This window comes from Streptococcus parasuis, assembly GCF_021654455.1.
Lineage (GTDB): Bacteria > Bacillota > Bacilli > Lactobacillales > Streptococcaceae > Streptococcus > Streptococcus parasuis.
In genome coordinates, this window is record NZ_AP024276.1 from 674,263 (window position 1) to 687,441 (window position 13,179).

Below are 13,179 nucleotides of genomic sequence, written 5' to 3' on the forward strand. Positions count from 1 at the left end.
GAGATAAAATATGGTATAATGGTAAGGACTGAAAAGGAGATGACTATGTTTTACGCCTATTTACGTACCTTACTATCTTTTTTACTTTGGGCAATTAATGGAAATATCCATTATCATGATAAAGAAAAGATGTTGCCACAAGAAGAGAATTATATTTTAATCGCTCCACATAAGACCTTCTGGGATCCTGTTTTTTTAGGATTTGCTGCTGCGCCAAAACAGTTTATTTTTATGGCTAAAAAAGAACTCTTTAAGGATCGCGGTTTTGGCTGGTGGATTCGCAAATGTGGAGCTTTCCCGATTGATCGTGAAAATCCTGGGATGGCAGCTATTAAATACCCTGTCAACATGTTGAAAAAAAGCAATCGTTCTTTGGTCATGTTTCCTTCTGGAAGTCGTCATTCTTCAGAACTTAAAGGTGGTGTAGCGGTCATTGCCAAGTCAGCCAAGGTTAAACTCATGCCTGCAACCTATGTGGGACCGATGACCATCAAGGGGCTCTTGGCTGGTGAGCGAATCGATGTGGCTTTTGGAAATCCTATCGATGTTTCAGACATTAAGCGCATGGACGATGCAGGGACGGCTGAAGTAACTCATCGAATCGAAACTGAATTTAAACGTTTGGATGATTACGCAGCATCCTTCCAAACTAAGAAAAAACCAAATATATTAACTTATATTTACCGTCTCCCTATCCTTATCCTAGTAGCAATTATTTTAGGATTGACCTATGTTTTTAGTTACATAGCAAGCTTCTTTTGGAATCCATCGGTAGAATTAAAAAAGTGATTTGAAAAACTCGTTTCTGCGGGTTTTTCTTTTTTATTTTCGAATAAAAGGATGGAGGTAAATTTATGGAAGAAATGTTAAACATAGTAAAGGAACATAAGTGGTTTTGTGCAATTGCAAGTATGATGACAGTAGTGGTTGTGAGTGTTCTATTGCTCAACCAGCCCCCTAAGCCTGCAGATCAAACGGGTTTGGCAGCATTTTCACAGGAGAACCAAGCAAGCAGTGTTCCAGCAGAGGTTGAAGAATCCAGTACAGAAAGCAAAACAAGTGATACTGAACAAGAAATCCAACTGGTTGTGGTAGATGTTAAAGGAGAAGTAGAGAGACCTGGACTTTACACTCTTAAGTTCGAGAGTCGCGTCAATGATGCGATTGTTGCGGCTGGTGGTTTTACAGCAGAAGCAAATCAAAAATCAGTCAATTTAGCTCAAAAATTGGCAGATGAAGAGATTATTTACGTCGCACACAAGGATGAGAATATTTCGGTAATAACAGCACCAAATTCCAGTGCTGTAGCTACTCAAACTAAAGATGAGAGCCAATCTTCTTTGGTCAATTTAAATACTGCTACCGAGGCAGATTTACAAACCATTTCAGGTATAGGTGCAAAGAGAGCGGCGGATATCATTGCTTACCGTGAAGCCAATGGTGGCTTCAAATCGGTTGACGATCTGAATAATGTTTCAGGAATTGGTGATAAAACGATGGAAAGTATCCGACCATATGTCACGGTTGATTAGACTCCCTTGTCAGCCCATTCACTTTGCAGTATTGGCGGTGTTAACCTACTTTGCAGTCCACTCTTTTTCACTTTTGACAATGAGCCTGCTGAGTCTGTTACTAGCAGTCTTTGGGTTTCGGCAAGGAAAGGTGGTCTTCATCAAAACGCTACCGCTTCTAGCCTTATGTGGTCTCTTCTTCGGATGTCAGAAGATACAATGGGAGTGGACAAATCAATGGGCTCCAGAGCAAGTGACAACTGTGCAGGTTATTCCTGATACCATTGATGTCAACGGAGACAGTCTATCTTTTCGTGGTCGGGCTGAAGGTCAAGTTTTTCAGGTTTTCTATAAACTTGCAAGTCAGGAAGAACAAACCTACTTTCAGGAGCTTACGGACTTGGTGCAGTTAGAGGTAGATGCAGAAGTTAGCCAACCAGCAGGTCAACGTAATTTCAATGGTTTTGATTATCAGGCTTATCTCAAAACCCAGGGCATCTATCGGACAGTAAAAATAAGTACTATTAACAATATTCTCCCTATTCATTCCTGGAATATCTTTGACTGGTTGTCAAGCTGGCGGAGGCAGGCTCTCGTTTATATCAAATCTCATTTTCCTGCTCCCATGAGCCACTACATGACTGGATTACTATTGGGAGAGTTAGATAGTGACTTTGACCAAATGAGTGACCTCTATTCTAGTCTAGGGATCATTCATCTTTTTGCCCTGTCTGGGATGCAGGTTGGTTTTTTCATTGACAAATTTCGCTGGCTTTTATTGCGTTTGGGTTTAACCAAGGAAACTGTCGATAAGCTTCAAATTCCGTTTTCTCTTGTTTATGCAGGATTGACAGGATTTTCAGTCTCAGTCGTGCGGTCCTTAGTCCAGAAAATTCTGGGTAATCTTGGGCTACGAAAATTGGATAATTTTGCAGCAACTGTCTTTGTTTGTCTCTTGTTTATGCCACGTTTTCTTCTGACAGCAGGAGGTGTGCTGACATTTACCTATGCTTTGTTATTGACAGTCTTTGATTTTGAAGAGCTAGGGCAGCTAAAGAAGATAGCAGTGGAGAGTCTGAGTATTTCTCTTGGAATTTTACCGGTCTTGATGTCCTATTTTTTTGCCTTTCAGCCCTTATCTATCCTTTTAACGTTTGTTTTTTCCTTCGTTTTTGATGTGTTGTTGTTACCTGGGCTATCTGTTATTCTTTTACTATCGCCCTTCATTAAAATTACGTGGGTCAACGGATTCTTTATCCTTATGGAAAAGATTATTGTTTGGGTGGCAGAATTGGGGATTCGACCTTGGATTTTAGGAAAACCTACGGGCCTTGTCTTTTTGCTCTTGCTGGGCTGCCTTTTCTTGCTTTATGATTTTCACAGAGAGAAGAAATGGCTCCTTGGATTGAGTCTGGTCCTTGCTCTGCTATTTTTCATAACCAAGCACCCACTGGAAAATGAGGTAACGGTGGTAGACGTAGGGCAGGGGGATAGTATCTTTTTGCGGGACATGCGGGGGCGGACGGTTCTGATTGATGTAGGTGGTCGGGTTGACTTTGTTGCAAAGGAAGCTTGGCGGGAGCGGTCTAGGGAAGCAAATGCGGAGCGAACTCTGATTCCTTACCTGCATAGTCGAGGTGTTGATCGGATTGATGATTTGGTTCTGACCCATACCGATGCAGATCATGTGGGTGATGTGCTAGAAGTGGCTAAGCAGATTCAAATAGGTAAGATTTACGTTTCTCCAGGTAGTTTGACTGTACCAGATTTTGTTGCGACTTTGAGGAAAATAAATGTCCCTGTTCATGTTGTAAATCCTGGAGATCGATTGCCCATTTTTGATTCCTATCTAGAAGTTCTATATCCCAATGGAATTGGAGATGGAGGCAATAATGACTCAATTGTACTCTATGGTCGTTTGTTAAAAACGAATTTCCTCTTTACCGGTGACTTGGAGCAAGGGGAATTAGATTTAATCACTTCTTATCCGCAGCTACCAGTCGATGTGCTGAAAGCAGGTCACCATGGCTCCAAGGGCTCTTCATATCCAGAATTTTTAGCCCATATTGGAGCAAAAATTGCTCTGATTTCTGCCGGTGAAAATAATCGCTATCAACATCCACATCAGGAAACTCTGGAACGTTTCGACAGCCAAAATATGCAGGTTTACCGAACGGATCTGCAAGGAGCAATCCGTTTCCGAGGTTGGAAACAGTGGAGTATTGAAACGGTAAAAGAGTGACGCACTCTCTGTAGCTGTTTTCTTTTTTGCATGGTATAATGGAGAGAAGAATACGGAGAGGTTATGACAGTAATTAAACAGATTGAACAAATAAAAAAAGGGAACTTAGGTTTATTGACCATTTTGTGTGGTGATGATGTTGGTCAATATCACATTGCGAAAGACTTATTGATGAAGCAACTGGAATTTGATACTTCGGACTTGGGTTTTGCCTATTTTGATATGTCAGAGGCTGACTATCATCAGGTGGATTTGGATTTAGTTTCTCTTCCCTTCTTTTCTGATGAAAAAGTAGTGATTCTTGATTATTTCGCAGATTTAACAACGGATAAGAAGCGCTACTTGACGGATGACGAGCTGAAGCAATTTGAGGCTTATTTGGAAAATCCAGTTGAGACCACGCGCTTGATTATTCTAGCACCTGGTAAGTTGGATAGTAAGCGTCGCCTTGTCAAACTTCTGAAAAGAGATGGATTGGTTTTAGAAGCCAATCCTCTAAAGGAAATGGAGTTGAAGAATCATTTCCAGAATGAAGTCGGTCGACTTGGGTTGCGGATGGATCCAGATGTTTTTCACTATCTTATGGTAAAATCTAACTTTGATTTTGCAGAAGTTAGTAAAAATTTGGTCTTTCTACAATCTTATAGAGGACAAAATGCAATTTCGCTGGCCGATATAGATGCGGCAATCCCAAAGACCCTTCAAGATAATATCTTTGATTTAACCCAACTTGTCCTTCAGTCCAAAATGGATGAAGCAAACCATCTTGTTCGGGATTTACGATTGCAAGGAGAGGACGAAATCAAGTTGATTGCGATTATGTTAAATCAGTTTCGCACCTATCTTCAAGTGCAAATACTACATGAGCAAGGTCGTGGTGAACAGCAGATTGTTACTGCCTTGTCAGATTTATCTGGTCGCAAGATCAATCCCTATCAGGTAAAATATGCCTTGCGTGATTCAAGAAATCTGTCGGTTGGTTTTTTGAAAAAGGTCGTCAAGCTATTAATTGAAACAGATTACAAAATTAAAACAGGACAATTTGATAAGGATTATCTATTTGACATTGCCTTGCTAAGAATCGCTACATCGTGATTTTCAGACAAATAAATTGAAAAGGCTCTCAGAAAGGGTTACAATAGAACTATCAAATTTATAGGAGAACAGAATTATGGCGATTATTTTACCAGATTTACCTTATGCTTATGACGCTTTGGAACCACATATTGATGCGGAAACAATGACTTTGCACCATGATAAGCACCATGCGACTTATGTAGCAAATGCCAATGCAGCACTTGAAAAGCATCCTGAAATTGGCGAAGATTTAGAGGCTCTCCTTTCAGATGTTGAACAAATTCCAGCAGATATTCGTCAGGCCTTGATCAACAATGGTGGCGGACATCTTAACCACGCTCTCTTTTGGGAATTACTTTCTCCAGAGAAAACTGAAATTTCTGAAGAGTTGGCTGCAGAAATCGATGCGACATTCGGCTCTTTTGATGCCTTTAAGGAAGCATTTACTACAGCTGCAACAACACGCTTTGGTTCAGGTTGGGCTTTCTTGGTAGTCAATAAAGAAGGAAAATTAGAAATTCTTTCAACCGCTAACCAAGATACACCAATCATGCAAGGATTGAAGCCGATCTTGGCTCTCGATGTTTGGGAACATGCATACTACCTAAACTATCGCAACGTTCGACCAAATTACATCAAAGCCTTCTTTGAAGTGATAAATTGGAACAAGGTTAACGAACTTTATAAAGCTGCAAAATAAGCTATTTACTCTTCCATTTGGGAGAGTTTTTTATGTTAATAGACTGTAGCCCTACCTTAGCCACGGTAGAAAATTCATCAAAATGCTTTACATAGGCGGTTAGTTAGGGTATAATGTAGTCTGTGTGTAATGGACACACAAAAATACAGTTTATCCGCTGGGTTTAAAAGCACCTAAGATTGACAAAGATAGGAGAATAAAATGAATCCATTAATCCAAAGTTTGACTGAAGGTCAACTTCGTACTGACATTCCTTCATTCCGTCCTGGTGACACTGTACGTGTTCACGCTAAGGTTGTCGAAGGTAATCGCGAACGTATCCAGATTTTCGAGGGTGTTGTTATCTCTCGTAAAGGCCAAGGCATCTCAGAAATGTACACTGTACGTAAAATTTCTGGTGGTGTTGGTGTTGAGCGTACTTTCCCTATCCACACTCCACGTGTTGATAAGATTGAAGTCATTCGTTACGGTAAAGTTCGTCGTGCTAAATTGTACTACCTACGTGCATTGCAAGGTAAAGCAGCACGTATCAAAGAAATCCGTCGTTAAGATAGTCCTTTGGACTGACTTAGTCGGAATGAGAAGAGGCAGCGTTGGCTGTCTTTTTTCGTTCTAGACAATTATTCAGCAACAGTCTATGATGATATCGAAAAAGACGGGCGGTTTGGTAGAATACTAAGAAGAGATATCTGGAAAAATATGAGACAGACGCATCGCAATCTTTCTATTCATCATTAATTGTGATAAACTAAATATAATATCATATGGTTGGCAGTTTTCTAATACTGCCAATACTTGTTTCATCATTTAGAAAGTCAGAAATGAAAATAATAAAACAACTTTGGTGGTTTTTTAGGCTAGAGAAAAAACGGTATGTAATGGGGATTGTTTCCTTGTGCTTGGTAAGTGCATTGAACTTGCTTCCGCCCTATATCATGGGAGAAATTATTGATCAGATTGCAGGGAACCGTTTATCAGGCAATCAACTTCTGATTGGGGTCGCTGGTTTGGTTCTCTCTGCAATCGGTATGTATGTATTGCGTTATATTTGGAGAATGAATATTCTAGCGACTTCCTTTCGGCTTGGCAAAATTATGCGTGCTAGGCTATTTGAACATTTTATGAAAATGTCTCCATCCTTTTTTCAAAATCACCGAACAGGTGATTTGATGGCGCACGCTACTAACGATATCAATGCTTTGACACGATTAGCAGGTGGAGGAGTGATGTCATTTGTCGACGCGACGGTAACGGCCCTCATGACCTTGGTGACCATGTGTTTCATGATTTCTTGGAAAATGACCCTAGTTGCCATTCTTCCCTTGCCTTTTATGGCCATGACAACTAGCTTTTTGGGCAGAAGGACACATGAGAATTTTAAGGCTTCTCAGGCAGCTTTCTCAGAATTAAATAACAAGGTTCAAGAATCGGTATCAGGCATCAAAGTGACCAAGTCATTTGGTTATCAGGAACAGGAAACTCATGCATTCCAAGAAGTCAATCAAGCAGCCTATTTACAAAATATTAAGACCATGCGGTATGATGCCATGTTTGATCCAGCCGTTTTATTCTTTGTTGGTCTTTCTTACGTACTGAGCTTGTTCGTTGGTGCTCAATTTATTCGACAAGGTCAGGTGACAGTTGGACAACTCGTAACCTTTATGACCTATTTGGATCTATTAGTATGGCCCTTAATGGCAATTGGTTTCTTGTTTAATATTACACAACGTGGCGCTGTTTCCTATGAGCGTATCCAACGATTATTAGATATTCGTTCAGATGTTGAAAATCCACAGAATCCTTTACCAGCACCTGAAAATGGAGATATTTGTTACGAAATTGATGCGTTTTCATATGAAGAACAACCGACACTTGAAGACATCTATTTCACTATTGAAAAAGGGCAGACGGTTGGTCTAGTAGGTCCTACAGGATCTGGGAAAACTACTTTATTAAAATTAATCTTGCGTGAATATGATGTGGAAGATGGTCGTATTTTATTAAACAATGAAAATGTAAAAGACTATCGTTTAGCAGATTTGAGGAGTCTGCTGGGCTATGTTCCCCAAGATCAGTTTCTATTTGCAACAAGTATTTCTGAAAATATTCGCTTTGGACATCCCAATTTGGGAAAAGAGGAGATTGAGGAAGCTGCTAAAATTGTTCATGTGTATGATGATATAATGGATATGCCTGAAAAATTTGACACCATTGTGGGGGAAAAAGGGATTGCCTTATCTGGTGGACAAAAGCAGCGATTGGCTATGGCACGCGCAATGATTTTAAATCCAGAAATCCTATTGTTAGATGATTCCTTATCAGCAGTTGATGCCAAGACGGAACATGCTATTATTGAAAATGTCAAGGAGGGCAGGCGAGGTAAAACAACCATTATCACAGCCCATCGTTTATCGGCAGTAGTCCATGCAGATATGATTTTGGTATTAGAGAATGGCCGTATTATTGAACGGGGACGTCACCAAGAATTACTTGAGAAGAAAGGTTGGTACTATAATACATATAGGATGCAGCAATTGGAAATGGAGGAGTATGATGAATAAGAAAGCACCACAAAATGTCTTTTGGCGGCTATTGTCCTATGTCAAACCCTATCTATTTCTAACCATCGCTGCCTTAAGTTTTTTATTGTTAACCACAGTTATTCGTAGTATCATTCCCTTGCTGGCATCTTATTTTATTGATCATTATGTCCATCAAGTAACAGATGGGGTTTTGTTGGTTTTAGGTGGCTATTTTGGTCTGTATATCCTCCAGATGTTGTTTCAGTATATTGGTAATTTTTGGTTTGCTAAGGTTTCTTACAGTATTGTTCGAGATATTCGCCAGGATGCCTTTTCTAAAATGGAATCTTTGGGGATGGCCTATTTTGATCAAACACCGAGTGGTTCGATTGTATCTCGATTGACAAATGATACGGAGAGTATTTCAGAGATGTTTTCTGGGATACTGTCCAGCTTCATTTCCGCTATTTTTGTCGTAGCTGTCACTTTGTATACCATGTTTGCTCTTGATTGGAAATTAACCAGCCTCATTGTCCTCTTTTTACCAATCATTTTTATATTGGTGAATATGTATCGAAAAAAATCAGCACCCGTTGTGGAAAAAACACGGAGTTTATTGAGTCAAATCAATAGTAAACTTGCTGAGAGTATTGAGGGAATTCGGATTATTCAGGCTTTTAGACAAGAGGAACGTTTATCTGATGAGTTTGAAGCTATTAATCAAGAACATCTAGCCTTTGCCAGTCGGTCAATGGCTTTGGATAGCCTGTTTTTGCGACCTGCTCTTTCGCTGATAAAAATACTAGCCTATGCTTTTCTAATGACCTATTTTGGCTTGGATTGGTCAGATGCACCGGTTTCCGCAGGACTCATTTATGCTTTTATCCAATATGCCAATCGTTTATTTGATCCTCTTTTAGAAGTTACCCAACACTTTTCAACCCTTCAGACTTCTATGGTGTCTGCAGGGCGCGTGTTTACGCTAATGGATCAAACGATTGAGGAGCCAAGGCAAGAGAGTACGGATGGGCGAATCACTAAAGGTGATATTGTCTTTGAAGATGTGTCATTTTCTTATGATGGCAAGCGGAAAATTTTGGATCATGTTTCATTCGAAGTAAAAAAAGGACAAACTATTGCTTTTGTTGGGGCTACAGGATCTGGAAAATCTTCCATAATAAATGTATTTATGCGTTTTTATGAATTTCAATCTGGACGAATTCTGATTGATGGTCAAGATATTCGTCAATTTTCGACGCAGGAACTGCGTTCTAATATTGGGCTTGTATTGCAGGAACCGTTCTTGTATCATGGGACCATTGCATCTAACATTCAAATGTATCAAGATATCAGTCAGGATGACATCATTGAAGCTGCTCGTTTTGTTGATGCAGCACCATTTATTGAAAAATTACCTAATGGTTACCAACAGCTTGTTACAGAGAGGGGTTCTTCCTTTTCAACTGGGCAACGGCAGTTACTTGCCTTTGCCAGAACAATGGCTAGCCAGCCCAAAATATTAATTTTAGATGAGGCTACAGCCAATATTGATTCTGAAACCGAGCAGACTGTTCAATATTCTCTTGAAAAAATGAGAAAAGGTCGGACCACCATTGCAATTGCACATAGACTATCTACGATTCAGGATGCGGATTGCATTTACGTTCTAGATAAAGGAAAAATTATTGAATCGGGTAGCCACGACGAATTACTAGCTCTCAAGGGAACCTATCATCGAATGTATGAGCTGCAAGCTGGCCAATTGGCACAGTAGCCTGGTTTATAATCAACCGTAGGAGGTATTATAATGACTCAACCACATATTCCATCAGTCATGTCAGATTTACGACAAGATATTGTTCAAATGCCCGAGGTTATAAAAGAATGTAGTGGTATTCGCATTTACGGACGTCGTATTCGTTCCATATTATTTTCCACCGATGTTTCAATTATTGCTAACCACAATGCAGATGCTATTCTGGCTGTTTATCCATTTACTCCAATTCCTGCCATTATTAAGAGTATTATGATGGTTGCGTCCGTTCCTGTACTTGCAGGTGTTGGTGGTGGTTTAACAACCGGTATGCGCTCGGCAAATATGAGTTTATTGTCAGAGTCTGAGGGGGCTTATGCTGTAGTAGTAAATGGACCAACAACGGTTGAAACAATTGAAGAAATCAATAAGGTCATTGATATTCCGATTATTTATACTGTGGTTTCAGACAAAACGGATATAAAATCTCGTATTGAAGCGGGGGTTGATATCTTGAATGTATCTTGTGGAACTGAAACTCCAAAAGTGGTTGCGAAAATCCGTAAAGACTATCCTGATTTTCCTATCATGGCAACTGGTGGACCAACCGAAGAGAGCATTCGTCAAGTTATAGCAGCAGGAGCAAATGCCATTACCTATACCGCACCAAGTAATGGGGAATTGTTCAAAGGAAAAATGGAAAAATACCGTAAACATGCAGTAGACTAAAACAGTCTCAGTCTTGCATTCTGTCCTTTTCTGAGTTACAATAGAAAGGCAGACTTCCCTTAGTTAAATGGATATAACAAATTCCTCCTAAGAATTAGTTGCAGGTTCGATTCCTGCAGGGGAGATATAGAAAATAACGAAAACCCTTGAAATATTAATATTTTCAAGGGTTTTGGTTTGGCTAAAATGTGACTGAGGGGCAAGAAAGGGGCAAATTATGAATCCAATACTTTCATCTCACTTGCTCCCCATAAATAGTCGGTTTTCTGTTTATTAGATAAGCTATGGCATGTACAGGAATGGCATAGGGGATTAGGTTGGCTCCAAATACCTCATACCCAATAAATACCGGAGTTAGTAAGGTGTTGGTGGCTGTTCCAAATACGGCACAATACCCAAGGGCTGCAACAAGTTCAGTTGGTAGTCCTAGTAATCCTGCTAAAACAGCCCCAGCACTTGCTCCAATCGCAAAGAGGGGAGTGACTTCGCCTCCTTGAAAACCTGCAGCCAAACAAAGACAGGTGAGTAGGAGTTTTAGTAGCCAATCGTAAGCAAACACCTGTTCCCCAGCTAAACTGGCGTCAATCAAATTGGTTCCCAAACCAGTATAACGACCTTGATGAAAGAAGAATAGTAGAACGGTCAGTCCGACTCCCATGATAGCTATTTTAATGTAAGGATTTGGAAGCCATCGAGTTGAGATATTTTTTGCTTGTGCCAAAAACCAGGCAAATAAATTGCCGATGAAACCGAAGCAAAGGGCAATAAATAGCCATTTGAAACTATCTGTAAACTGGAATGAAAAAGATGAAATAGTGTGGGAAAATTTTTCTAATCCCAATAAATGGGAAGTAGTAGAAGCCGTGAAAGCGGCAACTAGACAATAGGGAAGACTTGTCCAAGAATATTGGCCAACGACTAAAACCTCAATGGCAAAGAAACTAGCAGCCAATGGTGTTTGAAATAGCCCAGCAAAACCTGCGGCCATACCAATCTTTGTTATCATGTCTTTGGGCAAGTGTGTGAAACCATGTTTTTGTAACCAATGCGAGAGACTGGCACCAAGTTGAACAGCTACCCCCTCGCGACCAACGGAAGCGCCAAAAAGATGACTGAGCCAAGTTGTAGAGATGATGAGCGGAATGAGAACTGGAGAAATTTGCACATTCTCACCTTGTCCAGCTTTGAAGACTAAGCCCATACCTGCTTGGACTTCCCTCCCCCATTTTTGATAAATGAAAACAATCAACACACCTGCAAGTGGTAAAAAGGGGATTAGAAAAGTAAAATATTCAGATCGTAAGTCTCCAACTCCTAGTAGAATTTTTCCAAAAAGTGTGGTGATAATTCCTGCACCGACTCCAATTAAGCTGGAAAAGAAAAGGAGTTGGATGGCTTGTTTCCTCTTATTCCTCATGATTCGCTAGCTTGGAAGATTGATAGGCTCTTGATTGGGCCATCATATCACTAAAGGTTGCTTGAATGGCAGAGCGGTAATCATCCTTTTGAACTAATTTTCCAACTCTTTCAAGGATAGCTTTTTCTCGGCTGGTATCCAAAACAGGCTTACCTGTTGCTCGTTTATAGGCTGCGACTTGATCAACAAGTTCCATTCGTTTTTCCAATAGTGCAACAAGTTCCTCATCAAGCTGATTAATTTGTGAACGAATCATGTCTAAATCCATAATTAACTCCTCCAGAGATTGTTTCAGTTGGTTTTTAGTATAACAAAAAACAAGGCGGAAAACCAGCCTTGTTAAGAATCTTTACCAACTTGCTTTTTTAACCCCAGGGAGTTGACCAAGATGAGCTAATTCACGGAATGTAATTCGACTCACACCGAATTTTCGCATATAAGCATGCGGACGGCCATCTGTCCGGTCTCTGTATTTCAGCCGATTTGGATTTGAGTCGCGAGGCAATTTTCTGAGTGCTTGGTAGTCACCTTTTTCTTTGAGACTTTTTCGCAAATCTGCGTAACGTTCGATTAATTCCAATTGCCTCTGATAGCGTGCCATTTTTGATTTTTTAGCCATAAAATTCTCCTTTTTTTAAAAACTTAACCAGTTAATTATATATCAAAAAAATAAAGATTGCAAACAATAGGTGTACAATCTTAATAAATGGCTAAAAGAAAACAGACTAGACCTATTGATAAGCCAGTCTGTTTGTCAATTAATTCAAAGTATCTAATTTTGCAACAAGGTCAGTTGCGAATTGCTCAAGGTTAACAATATCCTCATCTTCAGCGGCAAGATCTACCTTAACATTTTCGGCACCCTTAGTTGCACCACGTGAACCCAACATGACATCGAAGTCGTCTACTGCACTGCAGAAGTCATCATAGAAGGTATCACCAGATCCACACACACCGTACACTTTACCAGTCAAATCTAAGTCAGCTAAGTCAGCATAGAAATCAACAATTTCATCTGGAAGTTCACCATCTCCACCGTAAGAATAGGTGTAGCTGGCTACCACGATAAGGTCAGCATCCAAGATTTCTTCTGTTTCAATAGTCGTACATTCGTGAACCTGTACTTCTAAGCCTAACTCTTCTAGCTTACTGGCGACGATGTCAGCGATTTCTTCTGTGTTACCAGTCATACTAGCGTAAACTATTTTTGCTAGTGCCATAATTTCCT

General features: G+C 40.1%; 13 protein-coding genes and 1 tRNA gene. 10 read left to right on the forward strand and 4 right to left on the reverse strand.

Features of this window, described 5'->3' with window-relative positions:
• Positions 1–45: 45 nt before the first annotated feature.
• The 10 genes from L6410_RS03390 (at position 46) to L6410_RS03435 (ending at position 10,659) form a co-directional block, all read left to right on the forward strand.
• The gene (locus L6410_RS03390; RefSeq protein WP_024404506.1) at positions 46–789 is read left to right on the forward strand and encodes a lysophospholipid acyltransferase family protein; all 744 of its coding nucleotides are present in this window, start codon (positions 46–48) and stop codon (positions 787–789) included.
• A gap of 65 nt (positions 790–854) precedes the next feature.
• The gene (locus L6410_RS03395; protein ID WP_237396050.1) at positions 855–1,532 is read left to right on the forward strand and encodes a helix-hairpin-helix domain-containing protein; all 678 of its coding nucleotides are present in this window, start codon (positions 855–857) and stop codon (positions 1,530–1,532) included.
• Positions 1,516–3,753: a DNA internalization-related competence protein ComEC/Rec2 gene (locus tag L6410_RS03400; RefSeq protein ID WP_237396052.1), complete on the forward strand. Its 2,238-nt coding sequence runs from the start codon at positions 1,516–1,518 to the stop codon at positions 3,751–3,753. Before L6410_RS03395 ends, L6410_RS03400 begins: the two co-directional genes overlap by 17 nt.
• Positions 3,754–3,816: 63 nt before the next feature.
• On the forward strand, positions 3,817–4,848 hold the full coding sequence (gene holA / locus L6410_RS03405) for a DNA polymerase III subunit delta (protein WP_237396063.1): 1,032 nt from the start codon (positions 3,817–3,819) through the stop codon (positions 4,846–4,848).
• Positions 4,849–4,924: 76 nt separating this feature from the next.
• Entirely contained in the window at positions 4,925–5,530 is a 606-nt protein-coding gene (sodA, locus tag L6410_RS03410) for a superoxide dismutase SodA (protein ID WP_024391732.1), read from the forward strand.
• A 201-nt stretch (positions 5,531–5,731) separates the two neighbouring features.
• Positions 5,732–6,079, forward strand: coding sequence for a 50S ribosomal protein L19 (gene rplS / locus L6410_RS03415; RefSeq protein ID WP_172103451.1), 348 nt, complete (start codon positions 5,732–5,734; stop codon positions 6,077–6,079).
• A gap of 272 nt (positions 6,080–6,351) precedes the next feature.
• Positions 6,352–8,091, forward strand: a complete 1,740-nt coding sequence (locus L6410_RS03420) for an ABC transporter ATP-binding protein (RefSeq protein ID WP_237396072.1) — start codon at positions 6,352–6,354, stop codon at positions 8,089–8,091.
• Entirely contained in the window at positions 8,081–9,826 is a 1,746-nt protein-coding gene (locus tag L6410_RS03425; protein WP_237396074.1) for an ABC transporter ATP-binding protein, read from the forward strand. The genes L6410_RS03420 and L6410_RS03425 overlap by 11 nt, the downstream gene beginning before the upstream one ends.
• Before the next feature lie 33 nt (positions 9,827–9,859).
• Positions 9,860–10,534 (forward strand): beta/alpha barrel domain-containing protein, encoded by a 675-nt coding sequence (locus tag L6410_RS03430; RefSeq protein ID WP_237396076.1) that lies wholly within the window; start codon positions 9,860–9,862, stop codon positions 10,532–10,534.
• A 53-nt stretch (positions 10,535–10,587) separates the two neighbouring features.
• Positions 10,588–10,659, forward strand: a tRNA-Arg gene (locus L6410_RS03435).
• A gap of 107 nt (positions 10,660–10,766) precedes the next feature.
• On the opposite strand, the gene L6410_RS03440 is transcribed toward L6410_RS03435, so the two are convergent.
• The 4 genes from L6410_RS03440 to L6410_RS03455 all read right to left on the reverse strand — a co-directional run bounded on the left by L6410_RS03440 (position 10,767) and on the right by L6410_RS03455 (position 13,171).
• A complete protein-coding gene (locus tag L6410_RS03440; RefSeq protein WP_237396078.1) occupies positions 10,767–11,951 on the reverse strand; it encodes a chloride channel protein in 1,185 nt (394 codons plus the stop codon).
• Positions 11,941–12,219 (reverse strand): chorismate mutase, encoded by a 279-nt coding sequence (locus tag L6410_RS03445; RefSeq protein ID WP_024404233.1) that lies wholly within the window; start codon positions 12,217–12,219, stop codon positions 11,941–11,943. Before L6410_RS03445 ends, L6410_RS03440 begins: the two co-directional genes overlap by 11 nt.
• An 81-nt stretch (positions 12,220–12,300) precedes the next feature.
• A complete protein-coding gene (rpsN, locus tag L6410_RS03450) occupies positions 12,301–12,570 on the reverse strand; it encodes a 30S ribosomal protein S14 (protein ID WP_002940393.1) in 270 nt (89 codons plus the stop codon).
• A 139-nt stretch (positions 12,571–12,709) separates the two neighbouring features.
• On the reverse strand, positions 12,710–13,171 hold the full coding sequence (locus L6410_RS03455; protein WP_024396312.1) for a flavodoxin: 462 nt from the start codon (positions 13,169–13,171) through the stop codon (positions 12,710–12,712).
• Between the last annotated feature and the right edge of the window lie 8 nt (positions 13,172–13,179).